Origin of the sequence: Bartonella sp. AA16NXGY, from assembly GCF_042197325.1 — a bacterium.
Taxonomy (GTDB): Bacteria; Pseudomonadota; Alphaproteobacteria; order Rhizobiales; family Rhizobiaceae; genus Bartonella.
In genome coordinates this window covers 86415-106263 of the sequence record NZ_JBHIRR010000005.1, presented here as the reverse complement: position 1 = coordinate 106263, position 19849 = coordinate 86415, and the positions used below count along the sequence as shown (strand labels likewise).

The 19849-nt window shown below is 37.6% G+C and carries 14 protein-coding genes and 1 other RNA gene; 13 read left to right on the top strand and 2 right to left on the bottom strand.

The window, feature by feature from the left end; all coding sequences use genetic code 11:
• Window positions 1–34: 34 nt before the first annotated feature.
• Window positions 35–1087 carry a DUF475 domain-containing protein gene (locus tag ACFINK_RS04575; RefSeq protein ID WP_375628804.1) on the top strand — a complete coding sequence of 351 codons (1053 nt, stop codon included), beginning with the start codon at window positions 35–37 and terminating at the stop codon, window positions 1085–1087.
• A 471-nt stretch (window positions 1088–1558) separates the two neighbouring features.
• On the opposite strand, the gene pncA is transcribed toward ACFINK_RS04575, so the two are convergent.
• The gene (pncA, locus tag ACFINK_RS04570) at window positions 1559–2167 is read right to left on the bottom strand and encodes a bifunctional nicotinamidase/pyrazinamidase (RefSeq protein WP_375638342.1); all 609 of its coding nucleotides are present in this window, start codon (window positions 2165–2167) and stop codon (window positions 1559–1561) included.
• A 46-nt stretch (window positions 2168–2213) separates the two neighbouring features.
• Window positions 2214–2750, bottom strand: a complete 537-nt coding sequence (locus ACFINK_RS04565) for a hypothetical protein (RefSeq protein ID WP_375613358.1) — start codon at window positions 2748–2750, stop codon at window positions 2214–2216.
• A 161-nt stretch (window positions 2751–2911) separates the two neighbouring features.
• Here ACFINK_RS04565 and ettA point away from each other — a divergent pair, with 161 nt between their 5' ends.
• The 12 genes from ettA (at window position 2912) to murD (ending at window position 19844) form a co-directional block, all read left to right on the top strand.
• Window positions 2912–4561, top strand: coding sequence for an energy-dependent translational throttle protein EttA (gene ettA, locus ACFINK_RS04560; RefSeq protein WP_375638341.1), 1650 nt, complete (start codon window positions 2912–2914; stop codon window positions 4559–4561).
• Window positions 4562–5227: 666 nt separating this feature from the next.
• Window positions 5228–6166 (top strand): ArsR/SmtB family transcription factor, encoded by a 939-nt coding sequence (locus ACFINK_RS04555; RefSeq protein ID WP_375613360.1) that lies wholly within the window; start codon window positions 5228–5230, stop codon window positions 6164–6166.
• 2162 nt (window positions 6167–8328) lie between these two features.
• Window positions 8329–8706, top strand: a complete 378-nt coding sequence (locus ACFINK_RS04550) for a hypothetical protein (RefSeq protein ID WP_375613361.1) — start codon at window positions 8329–8331, stop codon at window positions 8704–8706.
• A 1363-nt stretch (window positions 8707–10069) separates the two neighbouring features.
• Window positions 10070–10579 carry a lytic transglycosylase domain-containing protein gene (locus ACFINK_RS04545; protein ID WP_375613362.1) on the top strand — a complete coding sequence of 170 codons (510 nt, stop codon included), beginning with the start codon at window positions 10070–10072 and terminating at the stop codon, window positions 10577–10579.
• An 83-nt stretch (window positions 10580–10662) separates the two neighbouring features.
• Window positions 10663–11053, top strand: an RNA gene (rnpB, locus tag ACFINK_RS04540) — RNase P RNA component class A.
• Window positions 11054–11317: 264 nt separating this feature from the next.
• A complete protein-coding gene (gene rsmH, locus ACFINK_RS04535) occupies window positions 11318–12316 on the top strand; it encodes a 16S rRNA (cytosine(1402)-N(4))-methyltransferase RsmH (RefSeq protein WP_375638340.1) in 999 nt (332 codons plus the stop codon).
• Window positions 12313–12717: a cell division protein FtsL gene (ftsL, locus tag ACFINK_RS04530; protein WP_375638339.1), complete on the top strand. Its 405-nt coding sequence runs from the start codon at window positions 12313–12315 to the stop codon at window positions 12715–12717. Before rsmH ends, ftsL begins: the two co-directional genes overlap by 4 nt.
• Window positions 12717–14459 (top strand): peptidoglycan D,D-transpeptidase FtsI family protein, encoded by a 1743-nt coding sequence (locus ACFINK_RS04525; RefSeq protein ID WP_375638338.1) that lies wholly within the window; start codon window positions 12717–12719, stop codon window positions 14457–14459. The genes ftsL and ACFINK_RS04525 overlap by 1 nt, the downstream gene beginning before the upstream one ends.
• Window positions 14460–14482: 23 nt before the next feature.
• Window positions 14483–15934 carry a UDP-N-acetylmuramoyl-L-alanyl-D-glutamate--2,6-diaminopimelate ligase gene (locus tag ACFINK_RS04520; protein ID WP_375611990.1) on the top strand — a complete coding sequence of 484 codons (1452 nt, stop codon included), beginning with the start codon at window positions 14483–14485 and terminating at the stop codon, window positions 15932–15934.
• Window positions 15931–17352 carry a UDP-N-acetylmuramoyl-tripeptide--D-alanyl-D-alanine ligase gene (locus ACFINK_RS04515; protein ID WP_375638337.1) on the top strand — a complete coding sequence of 474 codons (1422 nt, stop codon included), beginning with the start codon at window positions 15931–15933 and terminating at the stop codon, window positions 17350–17352. The genes ACFINK_RS04520 and ACFINK_RS04515 overlap by 4 nt, the downstream gene beginning before the upstream one ends.
• A gap of 22 nt (window positions 17353–17374) precedes the next feature.
• Window positions 17375–18445, top strand: coding sequence for a phospho-N-acetylmuramoyl-pentapeptide-transferase (gene mraY, locus ACFINK_RS04510; protein ID WP_375611992.1), 1071 nt, complete (start codon window positions 17375–17377; stop codon window positions 18443–18445).
• A gap of 4 nt (window positions 18446–18449) precedes the next feature.
• A complete protein-coding gene (gene murD / locus ACFINK_RS04505) occupies window positions 18450–19844 on the top strand; it encodes a UDP-N-acetylmuramoyl-L-alanine--D-glutamate ligase (RefSeq protein ID WP_375613367.1) in 1395 nt (464 codons plus the stop codon).
• The last annotated feature ends 5 nt before the right edge of the window (window positions 19845–19849 follow it).

Here is a 19849-nt window from a genome sequence, read left to right as displayed (position 1 = left end):
AGATGAAGTAGAAAATAAACTTTGAGGAATGATCATGTCCCTATTACGCTATTTTGGGTTTGCTTTTTTTTTCACGATTATTGGTGTCTTTTTAGGAGGGGTTATTGGTTGGTTTGAAACGGAAAGTATTACTGGTTTTCTTAAATATTTTTTTATTTGCTTTGTTTTAGGAATTTTGGAAATTTCTTTATCTTTTGATAATTCTATTATCAATGCGCGTGTTCTTAGTAGAATGAGTCCATTGTGGCGTCGTCGTTTTCTTATATGGGGTATTTTGATAGCTGTATTTGGGATGAGAATTGTTTTTCCATTATTGGTGGTTGTCGTTGCTGTTGGGATTAATCCAATTGCGGCAGTCAAATTAGCGATATGGGAACCACATCGATATGCTGAAGTTTTAACCGATGCGCATATGGGGATTGCTGCTTTTGGAGGAACTTTCCTTATGATGGTTGGCTTAAAATATTTTTTTGATTCTGAAAAAGAAGTGCATTGGCTTAATGTTATAGAGAGATCTGCTCAAAAGTTTGGGGCGCTTGTTGGAATTGATATTGCAATTGTTTTGATTTTGATCTTATTTGTTTCAGCTCAGATTGACGCAGAAAATAAAATAACTTTTTTATTAGCAGCACTTTATGGACTTTTGACCTTTATCGGTGTTGAAGTTGTCGGTCATCTCTTGGATACTCCTCAAAAGACTTTAACAACAGTAGCTCACGGGGGAGTAGGGGCGTTTCTTTATTTAGAAGTTCTTGATGCTAGTTTTTCTTTCGATGGCGTGGTTGGTGCTTTTGCCTTTTCACACAACCTTTTTATTATTGCGATAGGTCTTGGTATCGGAGCATTTTACGTTCGTTCTATGACAATTATGTTGGTTGAATCAGGAACATTATTGCATTATCGTTATTTAGAGCATGGTGCTTTTTATGCAATTCTAGTTCTTGCAGTGATTATGTATCTGCAAACGATTATATCGGTTCCTGAAGTTTTAACAGGACTTGTGGGAGTCTGTATTATTGGAATGGCATTATATTCTTCGATTCGTTTTAAGCATCGTCAATTAGATAAACATGTTGTATCTAAGTAATGGAGATTTCTTCCTTTTTCACACTTTTGTTTATCGCATATCTTTGAATAGAAAGAGGTCTTTTGTGCAAAAAATGCCATGTTATTGCTTATTGATGTTTTTGTTTTAAAGAGGAGATCATTGCACGATTTCCCCTCCATGAGGGAAATAATGTATAATCTTTTGGATAACTTTTGACGTATAGAGGCTTTTTGACTTCAATATAAGGTGCAAGTTTACGCTATACTTTTTACCAGCTTTCAGTATCATAACTGCTCTTGCATTTAATGATTCATAAGAAGCCTTTTGGCTGTTTTTTTTGCAAGATTTTTATTCATACATCAATCCTATTTGTGATGTTTTAAGAGAATGGTGTTGAAATAGGGTTGAAATGAGAGAATTTTACGATATTTTCGTTCCTTACTTAAATAGGTAAAAAAATTTATTCATTATAAATCAGAATGTTATAATGGTAGATGAGAAAAGAATATTTTAGGAGAGCATTAACAGTTCTATCCCTGCTTCGTTCATAGTTTTAAGCATAGTGTTTAGTGATCCGTTTACATCAATACCAGCACAAGCATTTAATGAAACACTGACTTTAAAACCGTATTGTATGGCGTGAAGAGCAGAGAATCCGACACAAAAATCAGTTGCTAAGCCACACATAATGAGCTTGGTAAAACCATGTTCTTTGAGATAAACATGTAAACCTGTTGGTGTTTTTTGATCATTTTCAAGAAAAGCAGAATAGCTATCCATTTTTTGATTATAGCCTTTTCTAAGGATAAGTTGTGCCTTTTCTACTCTAAGAGATGGATGGAATTCTGCTCCTTGTGTTCCTCGTATGCAATGATCAGGCCAAAGTATTTGAGGACCATAGTCAAGAATGACTGTATCATAGGGCTTTTTTTCAGGATAGCAGGAAGCAAAGCTGCAATGGTTTTTGGGATGCCAGTCTTGGGTTAAGATAACGTGGTGAAAATGATTTATGAGATTATTGACGGCGGGTAAAATAGCATCACCTTGAGGTACGGCAAGTGCTCCACCTAGTAAGAAGTCATTTTGAACATCAATGACGATTAAGGCTTTTTTTTCCATAAATATATTCCTATACGAGATGAGCTTTTATCGTATTTTTAAAAAGCTATATGTCGTCTTGAAGTTTTGAAATGATGTGCTGGATATTGATATTATTTTTATAATTATCAAGCCAAAAGAGGGGGATGGATAAGTTTTTACAATTGGCTTTATAGTTTTTTACGAATTGTAACCACGTACCAATGGGAAGGGCACTGTATTCATTTGTTGCTACGTGTTGATGCAAAGCTTTCATGATCATTGGGCTTGGGACGTCAGATCCCATAAGGCGGCGGTCGTTTTGTAAACGTAATTTAAGCCATATCAAGGCAAGGGGTGAAGTCCATTGCTTTCCGTAGCAAAAAATCGATGAAAAAAGAGAAGGATTTTTTACTGCGTAATATAAAGCCCATAAAGCGAGAAAAGAAGGCGCATAGAGAATTGCTTTTCTTTGTGGTACCATATTACATTGATAAGTTGGTTTAATACGATAAAAATACAATGTTATATCTGGTATGGAAAAGAGAGGTAATGTTTGATAACAGGTTTCAGGTACAGCTAAAAAGATTTGCTTTTTGCTTTTTAGGGGGATGTTTTTTTGCATTCAGGACCATACTGGGGCTTGTGAGATTAGAAAAAATGTACCAATATAAAGCGAAAAGCTTTTGATACGATGTAAGTACTATTTACTGTACAGTTTCAAAAAGCAAAAGCAGTTTTTTCAAAATCCTAATCTTTAATATCGCACAGTATAAAGAGAAATTTATGGCACGTCAATTTATCTATCATATGGCTGGGCTTAACAAGTCTTACGGCAATAAAAAAGTTCTAGAAAATATTCATTTGTCTTTTTATCCAGATGCAAAGATCGGTATTTTAGGGCCAAATGGTGCAGGGAAGTCAACTATTTTACGTATTATGGCTGGGCTAGATAAGGAATATACCGGAGAAGCATGGATTTCTGAAGGAGCACGCTGTGGTTATCTACCACAAGAACCTTTGCTTGATGCGAGCAAAGATGTACGTGGTAATGTGATGGAAGGTGTTGCAGATAAACAGGAAGTTCTTGAGCGTTATAACGAATTGATGATGAATTATAGCGAGGAAACGGCTGATGAAAGCGCACAGCTTCAGGACATTATTGACAGTCAGAATCTTTGGGATTTAGAAAGTCAAGTGGAAATGGCTATGGCTGCTCTTGGCTGTCCGCCAGCCGATGGGGATGTAACAAAACTTTCGGGTGGTGAGAAGCGGCGTGTTGCACTTTGTAAATTGCTTTTGTCAAAACCTGATTTATTACTTTTGGATGAACCGACAAACCATTTAGATGCTGAAACGACGGCTTGGCTTGAGAGGCATCTACGTGAATATCCTGGGGCTGTGCTTTTGATAACCCATGATCGTTATTTTCTCGACAATGTAACGGGTTGGATTTTAGAATTAGATCGCGGTAGAGGTATTCCTTATGAGGGGAACTATTCTGCTTATTTGGGGGCTAAAGCCAAGCGTTTGGCTCAGGAAGGCCGTGAAGAGGCAGCGCGTCAACGTGCTTTATCACGTGAGCAAGAATGGATCGCTTCTAGTCCAAAAGGGCGACAAGCAAAGTCAAAAGCTCGGATTAAGGCTTATGATGAGTTGGTTCAAGCAGCACGTGAGCGCCGTCCTGGAGAGGCGCAAATCATTATTCCTATTGGAGAAAGATTAGGACAAGTTGTTATTGAGGTTGATAATCTCTCTAAAGCTTATGGTGAACGTGTATTGATTGATTCTCTTTCTTTTAAACTTCCTGCTGGTGGCATTGTCGGCGTTATTGGGGCCAATGGTATGGGAAAGTCGACCTTGTTTAAAATGTTGACGGGACAGGAAAAGCCCGATTCAGGTCAGATACGTATCGGTGAAACAGTTCACATGAGTTATGTGGATCAGAGTCGCGATTCCTTGGTGGGGGATAAAACTGTTTGGGAGGAAATTTCTGGTGGAAATGACATTATTAAATTAGGCAAATATGAGATGAATAGCCGCGCTTATTGCGGGGCTTTTAATTTCAAGGGGGCAGATCAGCAGCAGAAGGTGGCAAATTTATCAGGAGGGCAGCGCAATCGCGTACATTTGGCGAAACTTCTAAAAGAGGGGGGGAATGTGCTTCTTCTTGATGAACCGACAAATGATCTTGATACTGAAACATTGGGTGCATTGGAAGATGCATTGGAAAATTTCGCTGGTTGTGCAGTTATCATATCGCATGATCGTATGTTTCTTGATCGATTGGCAACACATATTTTAGCCTTTGAAGGTGATGGTCATGTAGAATGGTTTGAAGGTAATTTTGCTGAATATGAGGCTGATAAAGTTCGTCGTCTTGGGGCGGAATCTCTTAATCCTAAGCATGCAAATTATAAACCTCTTACACGCTAGAATTTTTTATCTTATCGCAACTTTGTTAGAATAATAGTGTATTTTATTGCGTTTGTTATTTCATAAATAAAGTGTGTGTGTACTCTGTGGGAGTTTTTATTCATTGAAAAGAGTAAGAGACACTTTATGAAATTATGACCTAAATAGGGTTATTTTACTCATGATATATAACCGGTTATTTTTTGTAAAACTGCAATGAAAAGGAGGGGATGGAGCGTATAGTATTACTTCTACAAATGCCTTGGTCATTGAGCATTATCATCTTTACTTAATAAAAATGCAAGCTGGCATTATCATGTTATTTTTTCTCAATAGTATGCAGTTTTTGTTTTGAGGTGGGCATAAAAGGTATTTTTATCCATCTGTCCCCTCCGTTTATGAGCTGTAAGAGAATGATTTGGATTGATTTATCATGAATAGATTTGAAATGAGAAAAATCTACGGTATTCCGGTTTTTTATTCAAGTTAAAAATGAATTATTATTATAAATCAATGTATTCTCATTATAACGAGAAGCAGGGAGATAAGATCTGTTCGTTTTTTACATTAGCCTATTTTTTTCATAGTATGATAAAATAGAGAGAACAAAATAGATGAGAATATGCGTTGTATGCTTGACTTTTTTTCCTATAAACAAATGTTTATAGGAATGTTTAGGGGATAATTATGAAAAAAAGTGCAAGTTTAGATGCAATGATTGTGCTGCTGAAAGCGGTCGCAGAAGTAAGCCATTTACGTGTTCTTAGGCTCTTACATCATGAAGATTTAACAATTCCTGATTTTATTTTTATTCTTGATCAGTCGCAAGCGTGTATATCACGATATTTACGTTTATTGTACGAAGCACGATTGATTGAGCGTTATCAGAAGGGGGATAGCCTTTATTTTAAGCTTTGTCATGATTTTTGGGGTAAAGACATTGTGATAGGTATTCTTTCGGCTTTGCCAAAGGATGATGTGTTGTTAGCGCATGATTTAGAACGTTTGAAGGATGTTAAAAAGCAGCGTCAAAAAACGAGGAAGAAGCATTTCTTACAAAATGCGTTGCAACGGGATGTATTACGGTCATCCTATATGGCAGATCATGGTGTAGAAAACTCGTTACTTGAAATCATTGGCGATAAACCATTTCAGACGATGTTGAATATTGGAAGAGGTGGAGACTCTATCTTAAAATTGTTTTCTAATCTTTATACGCATGCGGTTCAAGTTGTGCTTGATAGCAATGTTTTTCACTTGTCTGTTGGAGATACAACTTTTGATTTAGTTATTCTTCATTGGGTTTTACATTTTCTTGAAAATCCTGAAATATTCCTTCATGAGATATCAAGTGTTTTGCGTCCTCATGGCCGTTTATTGATTGTGGATTTTGGTTATCATGAAATTGAGTCTTCATATTCTGATCAAGTGCATATGCGTTTTGGATTTTCGGCTTTACAAATAGAACAATGGCTTAAAAATGCGGGACTTGTTCTAGAACAAACGGTTTGTCTTACTCCTATACAAAATGAAAACAGTGAGGAGGGGATTGCTACGCTTTGGCTTGCTCGTGATCCGCGTTTATTGGTTGACGATATCAAAGATAAACAAGTAGATTTTGCATAAATCGCGTTTGTTAACGTGCTTTATACTCTGATTTTTCTCAAGGAATAGCGTAGAGATAAAACTTTATTCAATCATTGATAAGCTATTGTTTTTTACATTTGTATTATGTTTTTATATGGGAGTATTGGTGTTTTATAGCGGCGTGTAGGCTGTATAATGAAGCACCTTCTATAGAGTTAAGCCTATGAGGATCATTATTTAAGGTGTTCTTGATATCATATTTATGTTATTAGCCAATATATTGATTTTAAAAGATCATTGATTTTTTTAGACTCAATAAGAGGTTTAAATACAGGAATGTTGTTTCATTTCAAATTTCCTGTTTCAGAATCCGAAAGAGTCTGTTTGTCTGCTACAAAAGAAGGTATTTATCTTAATGATACCGTTTGTAAAAGAAAATACATCTTCTAAATGTGAGGGCGGCTGCAATATGATATAATGCCGCACAATATAATCATAGTGAAGGCTCATACCTTCATAAATGTCAAAGATGGTGGTGCCCAATAGATCTTAAAATATCTCTTTAAAACAGGTTTTTAGATAAGGAGTACGTTGGAACTTTTAGTGAGGGGTGCAAAAAGATGCTCTAAAAAGACGAAAAAGTAAAAGGGTAAGACAATGCATTATATTCATAAAAATAAGATCGGCGATGATCTAGGGATAGTCTGTGGCTGAAAGTAGGAAAGAAAAGTGTGATATTACACTAAAGTTTCGTATCTCTTTATCATGAGAAGTTATGAAGGTTATTAAATAAGTTCATTGTTTTTGCCAAAAGTATTTTCTTTCTTTTTATGTTTGCCGCTCATCTTATGACGCAGTCCGTGGGTATAGCGTAAAATTGATAGGGCACCATCGTCTTTAGTTTAAGTAAAAGTTGTAAGCCGGCATCATCGTTTTATGTTTTTTATCCATATGCTTCTTCTTGTTTGTGATGTGCGATAGTATGGCTATTCATTAATTCAATAGACGAAGATTGAAAATAAGGGAATCTTACGTTCTTGAGGTTTCTCATGTAAATTGTAAAATGATGAGTTATGATTGTAAATCAATGAATTGTTTACGTTAGAAGAACAGATTATAAAAATTTTTGAGCATAGAAACTACTGTGTGTATTATTTTACGGGATCATTTAAATGATAGAGATTAAGAGAAAATGTCTGCATTGATTTCGGTTTGTTATGTTAAAATGCGTTAGAGACTGTTGGTTATTGTAAAATGGTCTATCGTTATTTGGAATGACGATGGGGTGTGATTCGAAACAAATATCTTCAGAGTTCTCATTTTCTCATAAGATTAAGCTGTTTAAGTTTCTCATTGATTGTTACATGAGGGATGTAACAATATTTTAATGATCATTTACAGAAATTTTTTATAAAGGTAGATAAGATTTTATTTTCTCTAATTTATTGTTTTAATTTAAATAATTCATAGCTTTCTTGCAAGAAGATATTTTCCATTTTTTACGGTTATTTGTGTAAGATTTTAAAAATCTACGTTTTTCTTTTTGTGGTGATTGCTGTTGGAAAAGTGATTCTACTTTTACGTAGTTTGATTTTTATAGGGTGGATACGTAGAAATTACTGTTTTTTAATATGATCATCAGAGTTATGAAAGAAACTATTTAAAAGTTATAATGATCGTAGATTCTAATTGATGCTTCTTGAAATAAAATTGCTTCAAATTGGGTCATTTTGAACTTTTTTTGCCTAAATTTAAACATTTTTAAATAATTTATAATTCTTTTATGTTTTTTTGCGTAGAAGATGATAAGAATTTCTTGTTGTTTAAAGAATTTTATTCCATAGCAAGAATATTGCATCGGCTATCTTAGTGGTTGATGTAAGAGGACAATCGGGGAACCTCCTCCCCCCCCCCCCGCGTGGATCCCCTAGATTGTCTGGCCTGACTGAGGATTTCCTCAGTCAGGCTTTTTGTAATTATTTTAGGAAATATAAGGTGTTATTAGGGGGGAAGTGTAAGATCTGTTATTGTTTCGCCTATAGTACCTAAATACATAGAGGGGCGAGTCTTATTGGGCGGATAGTGTTAGCGTATTCATTTTTAATAATTTGATTTTTCTTTATTGAGGCATTGTTGCATGTTATAAGGAGAATCATAAAAGGAAGCTATGTTTGTATTCTGTGATCTTTAGGTAAGAGATAATGGGATCTTTTTCACATCGTATTATTTTTATTTTATTTGTGTTTTTTATTTCTGGCGCTGTCTTTTTTGCTTCTCAAAGTAGTGCTGTTTATCAGTTTTTTTCCGGTCGCTCTTCTTTTTCTTCTCAGCAGCTTGATGTAACAGAGGAGGAGTTGTTAGAGAGATTGTCCGTATCTTTTCCAGATATTATCAAGCATCTTTCTAAAATGACCCCTCAACAGCAAGAGTTGTTTATTGCGCAGCTGCGTCGTGATGTAATTGCGCTTGCTTCTAAAAGTGGTCAGAGTCGTGAGCAGGCTCAAAAATCTGGTGAAACTGTTGCTATGGCTCTCTCGAAAGCGATTTCTCGTCCTTCCGTTGCTAATGCTTATTTTTAGCTATTTTTTAATTGCGCTTTTGGGTTTTATTTTAAGGAGAAAGAGCTTTTCGTGAAATTTTGAAAAGTGCGAGGAGATAATTAATTTGTAAGGTATTAACAAAATTTATCTCTCAAAAGGTAAGCAATTGGAGTATAAGGGTAATGTTGCAATCATTACAGGAGTGATAGAAAGTCTATCAAGGGTATTGGTCCAAGTTAATTGCATTATCAATCGCTACAATGACAAAAGCAGTATTGACTATAATAAAACACGTTAACTGCATTTTATATGCCGGTTATTTTTTTATTTGATATGAGAAAATAAAATTTTTTAAAGGATTTAAGCTTTTTTTGTTCTACGGATTTTAGGATATTTATCCACTTGTATGATTTCTGAAAATGAGGTGCAAGACTGATAAGATGATAGTCTGTGACAAAGAAAAAATATTTGAATGAAGATGAGAGGTCTATTTTTATTTAAAAAGGCTTTGGGGGTATTGAGTTTTCTAACATTTTTCAAAAAAAAATAGACACAAGTAATTGTTAAGCTTTGTTGTAGGGATAAAAACGGATATAACTTTTTTAGTATATTGTTTTATAATGATAATTTATCATTTTATGTTGAATGAGAATCTTAAGAATTGTAAAATCCTCTCATTTTAAATTTATCCATGGTGAAAAAATTAAAATCAGTTTCTTGTATACCACAAGTAGAGGCTTGTGTGGATAAAAACTCTTTATAAAAAGGAATTAAAAAGCTTCTTTGAGACATCTTGAGAGCTAAAAGTCTGTTCCAATATTTTGAATTGGTAAAGAGTATGATGGTTTTAGTATATTTATGAATTTTTTATGCGCAATGATGGGGGGATTTGTTTTGTGATTTTTTGAGGTTTTATCGGACATAAAGAGTGCAGTGGGTGTTTATTAATCAGAGAGAAGCGTTGATAACGGTTTATATTTTTTGTGAACCTTTTTTGATATCGAGCATCTTCGGTAAAAAGATGCTCTTGTCTCTCTTTCTTTGAGGGATTGATCTCAATAAAAAAATTAATAATCTTATGTAAAAAATATTACATCTAGTTCAGATGCTATTTTTTAATATAAAAATTGATTGATACAACAGAGATAGCCGCAAGTTATAGATTATATCATTTTATTTGATACGCTATAAGATTGATTATAGTCTTTTTATTTTTTTATTTTATGATATAGAGAAATCTGAGACTTGTGCATAAAGATATATTCTTTTATTTCATAATTTTAGCTTGAAATTGTCTTACTATTTCCTTTTTAAAGACGTTCTTTTGCTTTCTTTTTTGTATAATACATTTGCAAATTACTTGCGGCTAGAATTTGAGAATGTTTGAGTGAAGAGAAAGAAAATGCAATTTTTGAAAATCTTGTTAAATACAGCATGTGCTGTATTTTTTGTATTTGATATAAGTTGGACTCATAGTGTCTTAAATGTTGCGGAATCAGGAGAAACCTCAGTGATTGTTGCTTCTAAGATTTCTGCTCGTCCTTATGAGTTTCTTATTCAGAAACTTGCGAATAAATATAATGTTCCCGTTAATTTAGCACATGCTGTTGTAAAAGTTGAAAGTAATTATAAGGCAGGTATAAAGGGGGCTGCTGGCGAAATAGGTTTGATGCAAATTAAACCCTCTACGGCACGAGGGTTGGGCTTTAGTGGTTCTGTACAGGATTTGTACGATCCTGCGACCAATCTTGAATATGGTATGCGTTATTTGGCAAGGGCCTATAAACTCAGTGGTGGAAGTACGTGTGGTACAATCCTTAAATATAACGCAGGTCATGCTGCAAAAAAAATGAATTCCATTTCAGCGAAATATTGCGCAAAAGTAAAGACTTATCTGGCTTCATTAAAATAAAAACATCTGTTGAGAGAGGTTTGTCATAAAATATTTTAAGATGCTATTTTCACGGAGCAGAAAATGTTTTATAAATCAGTATGTCAGTCGGCTGGGCAGCCGCGCTTGTCTGATACTGAAATACGGCAGGTGAGGAAAGTCCGGGCTCCATGGAAAGACGGTGCCGGGTAACACCCGGCAGGGGTGACCCTAGGGAAAGTGCCACAGAAAGTAAACCGCCTATTTTTATAGGTAAGGGTGAAAGGGTGGAGTAAGAGCCCACCGCGCATTCAGTAATGAATGTGGCAAGGTAAACCCCACCGGGAGCAAGACCAAATAGAAATGACGTGCAAAATTTAATTTGCAGCCGATTTCCGGGCGAGTCATTCGGGTAGGTTGCACGAGGCGGATGGTAACATCCGTCCCAGATGAATGGTTGCCATGTAAAGTGTAAGCTTTACTCTACAGAACCCGGCTTATAGGCCGACTGATATTTCATGATGATAGGCGATATTTTATAAGATCAATTATATATGGTCTTTTATGGAGTCTATGTGTTTGAAATGGACACTTGAGCAAAGGGTGTTTAAAAAAATTATAACATTTCTTTAAGTATAATGCGTTAGGATCTGTTTTGGGATAACTTTAGTTTTTTCGTTCATTGTGATTAATGTGAAAGTTGAAGGCCAGGTTATTCTAAGATCAGTTGCCATGAGAGAGCTGTTGATTTAAGACAGCATAACTTCAAGACGGATTATTTTGATAAAGCAGGATCAAAGAGCTGAACGCCATATTCCAGTGTTGTTACAGCCAGTTTTGGCTGGGCTTATGCCATTGGTTGGAGCAAAAGTGATTGATGGCACCTTTGGTGCTGGTGGGTATACGCGCGCTTTATTAAAGGCAGGAGCACAGGTGATTGCTCTTGATCGTGATCCTCATGCTATCAGCGCGGGACAATCGCTTGTTGATGAATTTTTTCCACGCCTTCGTTTGGTCCATATGGCGTTTTCACAGCTCGATCGTGTCGTTGAAGAGAAGGTGGATGCAGTTATTTTGGATATTGGTGTCTCTTCAATGCAGCTTGATGAAGCAGAAAGAGGTTTTTCTTTTCAAAAAGATGGTCCATTGGATATGCGAATGGCTCAGACTGGTTTTACAGCCAGCGATGTTGTCAATCATTTAAAAGCAAGGGATTTGGCACGTATTTTTAAGATATTAGGGGAAGAGCGTTATGCGGGGCGAATTGCACGGATGATTGAAAAGCGTCGTGTTGTGCAGCCTTTTTTGCGTACAGGTGATTTGGCGTATGCTATCGAAACGTTGATAGGACGTAAGCCGGGAGATCGTATTCATCCGGCAACACGTGTATTTCAGGCTCTTCGTATCTATGTTAATGATGAAATTGGTGAATTGGCATGTGGTTTATTTGCTGCTGAACGCGTTTTAAAAGCTGGAGGCCGTTTGGGGGTTGTCAGTTTTCATTCTCTTGAAGATCGTATGGTCAAAAGATTTTTTTCGGCTCGTTCTGGAGAATGTATGAGATCACGCTATCTGCCAGAAATAAAGGCTGCTCCAGCAACATTTTTTCCTTTGTTTCGAGGTGGGATCACGGCAACTAAAGAGGAGTTACAGAAAAATCCTCGTTCACGTTCTGCGAGGTTGCGTATTGGTGTACGGACTGAAGCAGAGGCTTTTGCAGCAGATATGAAATTATTTGGTTTAGCAGAGATTGCCAGTTTTGAAGGCAGCAAAAAATGACAGTTTTTCGTACATTTGATATGATTTTAGTGTTGATTATGATTTGTATGGCAGGACTTACTTATAAGGTAAAATATGATGTTCAAAAGCGAATGAACGAAGTTCTTCATCTTGAGCATGAAATTGCTGCAGCAAAAAATACGGTAAGTTTGCTTCATGCTGAGTGGGCTGTGATGATAAGGCCTTCACGCATGCAAAAACTTGCGAAACGTTATCAGAAAGAACTTGGGTTAGAGGTTATACAGCCGCGTCAAATCGTGGAGTTTAAAGACATTCCGGTACGGGTACATGATCAAATTGAAGAAGTGATTAAACAAAATATCTTGGAAGATAATCAAGATATTTTGACAAATAATCGGGTTTCTCAGATCAATAGTGTTGTCCAAAAAGGCGCGCAGTAATGAAATCGACTTTTTTATTCTCACAGAAGAAAAAGCGCTTAAAGAATTCGTTGAATAATCATAATGTTTCTGTTCGTCGTCCCTATTCTAGTCGTCCACGTTTGCTTTTTTCGTTGTTCTGCTTTTTAATTTTATATGGCATCATGGGGGCTTGCCTTATTTCTTATGGGTTGGAAGGTGGACAGATTGAAGAAGCAAAAGGGCCTGGAGTTCTTCAATTGATGGCACGGCCTGATATCGTTGATCGTAATGGTCGTTTATTGGCAACAGATATTAAAACTTATTCACTTTTTGCTGAGCCACGACGTATTATTGATGTGGATGAAACAATTGAATTGCTCTCAACAGTTTTGCCTGATCTTAATTGGCAGGAAACCTATAAGCGCTTAAAAAGAAAATCTAGTTTTTCTTGGATACAGCGGGGGTTAACACCAATGCAGAAGACGCAAATTATGGCTCTTGGTATACCAGGAATTGGTTTTCGGACTGAAATTCGTCGTTTTTATCCTGATGGACCTGTAACTTCCCATATTCTCGGTATGGTGAATGTTGATAATCAGGGCATTGCAGGTATGGAAAAATATATTGATGATGCGGGGTTGAGTGCTTTGCGTGCCGCTGGTCTTGCCATGGAAGAATCGTTAAAACAAGTTCAGCTTTCGATTGATGTGCGTGTTCAGGCAATTATTCATGATGAACTTATTCAGGCTATGAAGCGTTATAAGGCAATTGCTGCAGGAGCTGTTATTTTAAATATACATACGGGGGAAGTTTTGGCTTTGGCATCACTACCAGATTTTGATCCTGGAAATCCTATCGAAGCTTTAAAAAGTGATCGTCTCAATCGGATGACGGCAGGAGCTTTTGAAATGGGATCAATTATTAAAAGTTTTACGACCGCCATGGCACTTGATTCCAATATTTTTCATTTAAACAGTATTATTGATGCTTCAAAGCCAATAAAAGCAAGTAGTGGGTATACTATTCATGATTTTCATGGAAAAAATCGACCCTTAACGTTATGGGAGGTTTTTATTTATTCTTCTAATATTGGTTCTGCTAAAGAGGCATTGGCGATAGGGATTGATAAACATCGTGGTTTTTTACAAAAACTTGGATTACTGGATCGTCTCACAACAGAGTTGCCTGAAGTTGCCCACCCTATTGTGCCACATCATTGGAAGGATATACATTCTATGACGATTTCTTTTGGGCATGGTATGGCAACAACACCCTTGCAAACAGCTGTCGGGGCTGCTGCTTTAATGAATGGTGGTTGGTTAATTGCTCCGACATTTTTAAAACGCACAAAAGAACAAACTCTGCACCATGCAAAACGGGTTTTGCAGGCTAAAACAAGTCAAAATATGCGTTACCTTTATCAATTAAATAGTGATATTGGTTCTGGACGTAATGCAAAAGTAGAAGGCTATCGTGTAGGTGGTAAGACAGGAACAGCTGAAAAAGTTGAAAATGGAAAATATTCTAAAACAAAAAATTTCAATAGTTTTCTTGCTGCTTTTCCTATTGAAGATCCTGCTTATGTTGTTTTAACAATTATCGATGAACCAAAGCCAGAGGAGGGACAGCGTTCAGCAACAGCGGGAATGAATGCTGGACCAATGCTTGCTAATATTGTTCGTCGCACAGCTAGTTTTCTTGGTGTAAAACCCGATTTTAAAAAAGAATATGAGCCTCTTTTAAGTAAAAAGAGCAATTCAAGTTTCGTTAAACAACGGTAAAATGAATATAAAGGTGCGTTATCATGTTGTTGGGAACAGTTTTTACAGAATGTGTTGAAGATGAAAGTCTTTCTTCAATAGAAATAACAGGAATCAGTGTGGATTCTCGGCAAGTTTTGCCAGGCTATGTTTTTGTCGCTGTTCAAGGAAAAAAAAGTGATGGAAGGCACTATATAGATGATGCGATAAAGCGTGGCGCACGAGCAATCGTTACAGATTATCATGCTGTTCTTGAGGATTTATCTGTTCCCATTTTACGTGTTTCTAATGTTCGTCATAGTTTAGCGTTGGCAGCTGCACGTTTTTACGGTTCTCAGCCTGAAACGGTCGTTGCTGTGACTGGTACAAGTGGTAAAACATCTGTTGTCTCTTTTCTTCGGCAAATTTGGACTTATGCTGGATTTTGTGCTGCGAGTATAGGAACGGTTGGTGTTGTTTCTCCTAAACGGAATGTTTATGGTTCTCTCACAACACCTGATCCGGTCGTCTTGCACCGTCTTCTTTATGAAATTTCTCATGAAGGTGTGACTCATGCAGCTCTTGAAGCTTCTTCGCATGGGCTTGACCAAGGACGACTTGATGGAGTCCGTTTAACGGCTGGTGCCTTTACCAATTTAGGGCGAGATCACATGGATTATCACACGGGGGTAGAGGATTATTTGCGGGCTAAAATGAGGTTGTTTGATACACTTTTGCCTGTATCTGCTCCTGCTTTGATTTTTGCTGATGATGTTTATTCACAAAAGGTTATTGATGTTGTTACACAAGCGCGCCGCCGTGTCTTGACAATTGGTCGTAAGGGGCAATTTATCACGATTAATCGTGTCGAACATCAACGCTCAAAACAGTGTATTGAGTGTCGTGTGGAAAACAATATTTATACATTTGATTTGCCTTTAGCTGGAGATTTTCAGGTCGCCAATGCGCTTATGGCAGCGGGGTTAGCAATTGCAACGGGCGTTTCACCTCGTAAGGTTTTTTCTGCGCTTGAAACTTTGCAGGGAGCACCTGGGCGGTTAGAGTTTGTGGGAAAGACAGAAAATAATGCGCTTGTTTACATTGATTATGCCCATAAACCAGAAGCTTTGGAGCAGGTTTTGCTTTCTGTTCGTCCCTTTACGCAAGGGCGCTTGATCGTTGTTTTTGGTTGTGGAGGAGATCGTGATCAAGGAAAAAGACCTTTGATGGGAAAAATTGCGGCGGATAAAGCGGACATTGTTATTGTAACGGATGATAATCCTCGCACAGAAATGCCAGAAAAAATACGCAAGGATATTTTACAGGCGGTGCCAACAGCAATAGAAATAGCAGATCGTGGTGAGGCTATTTCTTACGCGGTGGAGCTTTTGAAAGTTGGTGACACATTAATCATTGCTGGAAAAGGTCATGAGGATGGCCAAATTATAGGGCAGACAACTTATCCTTTTTCAGATCGTCTGAAAGCGATAGAAGCTTTAGAGGACCGAAAGAAATGACAGCTTTATGGGATAAGCAAGCACTTGTTGCTGCAATTAATGGTGTTGTAATGGGAAGCATGCCAGAAACTTTTTCTGGGGTTTCCATTGATAGCCGTACTCTTGCGGAAGGGGATGTTTTTTTCTGCATTAAGGGGCATCATCTTGATGGTCATGATTTTGCTGCGCAAGCTTATGAACGAGGTGCAGGCGTTCTTATCGTTGCGGAACACCGTTTGAGGGATATGAAAAAGATATCGGCTCCACTCATTGTCGTTCCTGATGTTTTGCAAGCCTTAGAACAACTTGCACAAGCTGCACGCAAACGTTCAAGAGCTAAGATTATCGCGATAACAGGATCAGTGGGAAAAACAACGACAAAAGAAGCTTTGAAACAAGCACTTGCAACGGCTGGGAATGTTCATGCGAATCTCGCTTCTTTAAACAATTGCTGGGGGGTTCCACTCACTTTAGCGCGGATGCCTGTGGAGAGTGATTATGGTATCTTTGAAATTGGCATGAATCACAGAGATGAAATTCGCCCTCTGGTCAAACTGGTTTGTCCGCATGTTGCTCTCATTACGCATATTTGTGCAGGACATATGGGTTTTTTCAAGGATCTTGAAGAAATAGCAAAGGCAAAAGCTGAAATTTTTGAAGGATTGGATGAGGAAGGCATTGCCATTTTAAATGCGGATAGTGATTTTTTTTCTTATCTCGTTCAAAAAGCAAAGAAATGCGGTGTAAAAAAGATCTTAAGCTTTGGTGAGACTAAAGATGCTGATTATCAAGCGCATGATATACGTCTTCTAACCGATAGTTCTTCTATGATTGTGCGTATGGGGGGGCGGGATAGGGAGGTCCAAATTGGTGCTCCTGGGCGCCATATTGTGCAAAATAGTTTAGGGGTTATTGCTGCTTGTGATGCTATGGGGGTTGAGCTAGAGCCTGTTTTGCTTTCTTTTCGCCATTTTTCTTCTCAAAAGGGGCGAGGTGTTCGTTATCGACTGTCTTTATCAAATGGGGGTGAATTTTATCTCATTGATGAAAGCTATAATGCAAATCCTGCTTCTATGCGTGCTGCACTTGAGCTTCTTGCTACAGGGCCTGTAGGGAAAGGGGGGCGGCGAATTGCTATTTTAGGAGATATGCTAGAGTTAGGGGAGTATAGTGAAAAGCTTCATCGTGATTTAATAAAACCAATACGTCTTTCTGGTGCTAATCCGGTTTTTCTATTTGGTGAGGCGATGAAATCTTTAGTCAGTGATTTGTCTGCTGGTGTTAAGGTTCATTATGCTGAAAATATTGAGAAAATTTTATCGCTTCTTTTAGCAGAAATTTCTTCTGGGGATCTGCTTATGGTTAAATCATCCAATAGCCTTTGTTCATCAAATATTGTGACTGCATTGTTTGATCGCTATAAAGCGGTTTCTTCATAGTTTTAAGAGGTTTTTTTATTCCATGATGCTATTTTTTTCTTCGTTTAGTGATTGGCTTCCAGGTGTGAATGTATTTCGTTATATTACTTTTCGCACGATAGCGGCTATGCTTACTTCGGGGCTTATCGTCTTTTTGTTTGGACCTAGCATCATTGCTTCTCTTAAATTGCGGCAGGGTAAGGGGCAACCGATTCGTGCTGATGGTCCTCAAACACATTTTAAAAAGGCTGGAACACCTACAATGGGTGGATTGATGATTTTAATCGGCATTGTGGTATCGGCATTTTTATGGGGTAATTTATCGAATATTTACTTTTGGGTATCGCTATTGGTTATGCTTTCTTTTGGGGGAATTGGATTTTATGACGATTATCTTAAGGTCACAAAACAAACAGACAAAGGATTTTCTGGGAAAGCACGATTAAGCTTGGAGTTTTTTGTTGCGGCAATTGCGGCTTTTGCCATCTTGAAAATTGGCTCATCTGGATTAGCTTTGCCTTTTTTAAAAGATTATCTTATCAATTTGGGCTGGTTTTTTATTCCTTTTTCTGCTTTCGTCATTGTTGCGACGGGTAATGCGGTTAATTTAACGGATGGACTCGATGGGCTTGCTATTGTTCCTGTGATGGTTGCAGCTTTATCTTTTGCTCTGATTGCTTATCTTTCTGGTAATATGAATTTTGCTGATTATCTCCAAATCCATTATGTATCGGGAACAGGTGAATTGGCTGTTTTATTGGGAGCTGTTGTTGGGGCAGGGCTTGGTTTTTTATGGTTTAATGCACCACCTGCAGCTATTTTTATGGGAGATACTGGTTCATTGGCTCTTGGAGGACTCTTAGGGACTGTTGCGGTTGCTACGAAACACGAAATTGTTTTGGTTCTTATTGGTGGGCTTTTTGTTGTGGAAGCTTTTTCGGTCGTTATTCAGGTTGGTTATTTCAAATTAACAAGAAAACGCGTGTTTCTTATGGCACCGATACATCATCATTTTGAGAAAAAAGGCTGGACTGAAAGCCAAGTCGTGATACGCTTTTGGATTATTTCGATTGTTCTCGCTCTCATAGGTCTTTCAACACTTAAATTGCGGTGAGAATGTGATTTCTGTTACGTGTTATAAAGGTCAAAAAGTTGCTCTGTTTGGATTGGGACAGTCTGGACTAGCAACGGCACAAGCATTGATGTGCGGTGGCGCAGAAGTGGTGGCGTGGGATGATAGTTCTTCAAGCGTGCAAATGGCTTTTCGGCACAATATTCCAACACGAGATCTCCGTTATGAAGATTGGTCAGAATTTGTTGCATTGATTGTAGCTCCTGGAGTTCCTTTAAGTTATCCTCAGCCCCATTGGATTGTTGAAAAAGCACGAAAAAAAAATATAGAAATTATCGGTGATATTGAATTATTTGTTCGTGCGCGCCAGCATTTTTTACAACATTATGGTTTGTGTGACCAAGATGTTCCTTTCATTGCGATTACGGGGACGAATGGCAAGTCAACCACAACGGCTTTACTTGCGCATTTGTTGGAAAAAATGGGCTATGATGTGCAGATGGGGGGAAATATCGGAAAAGCAATATTGACGCTTAAGCCCTTTGTTAAAAAACGTATCTATGTGATTGAATGTTCATCATTTCAAATTGATCTTACTCCCTCTCTTCAGCCGACCATTGGACTTTTATTGAATTTAACACCTGATCATATTGATCGACATGGGAGTTTTGCCTGTTATGTGCAAACCAAAAGGCATCTGATTGCTCAGGCTTCTCAGGCTTTCATTTCAGTTGATGATGCAGCTTGTCGGGTTTTATATCAACAGTTACTTCATGATGGGAAGCAAATTGAGGCAATTTCCAAGGATCATTTTGTTGAAAATGGTTTTTATGCAGATGGGACCAAGCTCTTTTCTGTTCGTCAAGGACAGAGTCATATGCTTGCAGATCTTGCTCCTATGGCGGGGTTACGTGGGAGTCATAATGCGCAAAATGCCCTTATGGCATTAGCAACATTGCAGGCTTTAAAAATAACCGATCCTTCTGTGAACAAGCATTTGGCAAGTTATAAAGGGTTGGATCATCGTATGCAGCAGGTGCGTAAAATGGGGGCGGTTTTGTTTATCAATGACAGCAAGGCTACTAATGCAGATGCAACAGCTCCTGCGCTTTCCACCTTTAATGATATTTTTTGGATTGTTGGAGGACAGGCAAAAAAGGGAGGGATAGAGTCTCTTAGAGAATTTTTTCCTAAAATTCGTAAAGCTTATTTGATTGGGAGCGCGGCGGAAGAATTTGCTCGCACTATTGGATCTGCTTTTCCCTTTTCTATGAGCTTAACTTTGAAAAATGCGGTGCGTGAAGCAGCTGTTGACGCAATGGGTTGTAAGGAAAAAGAGGTGACGGTTCTTTTGTCACCTGCTTGTGCAAGTTATGACCAATTTAAAAATTATGAAATGCGAGGCGAAGCATTTGTCTCTTTTGTGATGCAGTTACAATAAAAAAG

Excerpts from the sequence above, each read along its gene's own strand:
- ACFINK_RS04550 (WP_375613361.1), top strand. The coding sequence starts at position 8,329 with ATGGGATCTTTTTCACATCGTATTATTTTTATTTTATTTGTGTTTTTT.
- ACFINK_RS04515 (WP_375638337.1), top strand. The coding sequence starts at position 15,931 with ATGACAGCTTTATGGGATAAGCAAGCACTTGTTGCTGCAATTAATGGT.
- mraY (WP_375611992.1), top strand. The coding sequence starts at position 17,375 with ATGATGCTATTTTTTTCTTCGTTTAGTGATTGGCTTCCAGGTGTGAAT.
- ACFINK_RS04565 (WP_375613358.1), bottom strand. The coding sequence starts at position 2,750 with ATGCAAAAAAACATCCCCCTAAAAAGCAAAAAGCAAATCTTTTTAGCT.
- ACFINK_RS04555 (WP_375613360.1), top strand. The coding sequence starts at position 5,228 with ATGAAAAAAAGTGCAAGTTTAGATGCAATGATTGTGCTGCTGAAAGCG.
- ftsL (WP_375638339.1), top strand. The coding sequence starts at position 12,313 with ATGACAGTTTTTCGTACATTTGATATGATTTTAGTGTTGATTATGATT.
- ettA (WP_375638341.1), top strand. The coding sequence starts at position 2,912 with ATGGCACGTCAATTTATCTATCATATGGCTGGGCTTAACAAGTCTTAC.
- ACFINK_RS04575 (WP_375628804.1), top strand. The coding sequence starts at position 35 with ATGTCCCTATTACGCTATTTTGGGTTTGCTTTTTTTTTCACGATTATT.
- pncA (WP_375638342.1), bottom strand. The coding sequence starts at position 2,167 with ATGGAAAAAAAAGCCTTAATCGTCATTGATGTTCAAAATGACTTCTTA.
- ACFINK_RS04525 (WP_375638338.1), top strand. The coding sequence starts at position 12,717 with ATGAAATCGACTTTTTTATTCTCACAGAAGAAAAAGCGCTTAAAGAAT.
- ACFINK_RS04520 (WP_375611990.1), top strand. The coding sequence starts at position 14,483 with ATGTTGTTGGGAACAGTTTTTACAGAATGTGTTGAAGATGAAAGTCTT.
- ACFINK_RS04545 (WP_375613362.1), top strand. The coding sequence starts at position 10,070 with ATGCAATTTTTGAAAATCTTGTTAAATACAGCATGTGCTGTATTTTTT.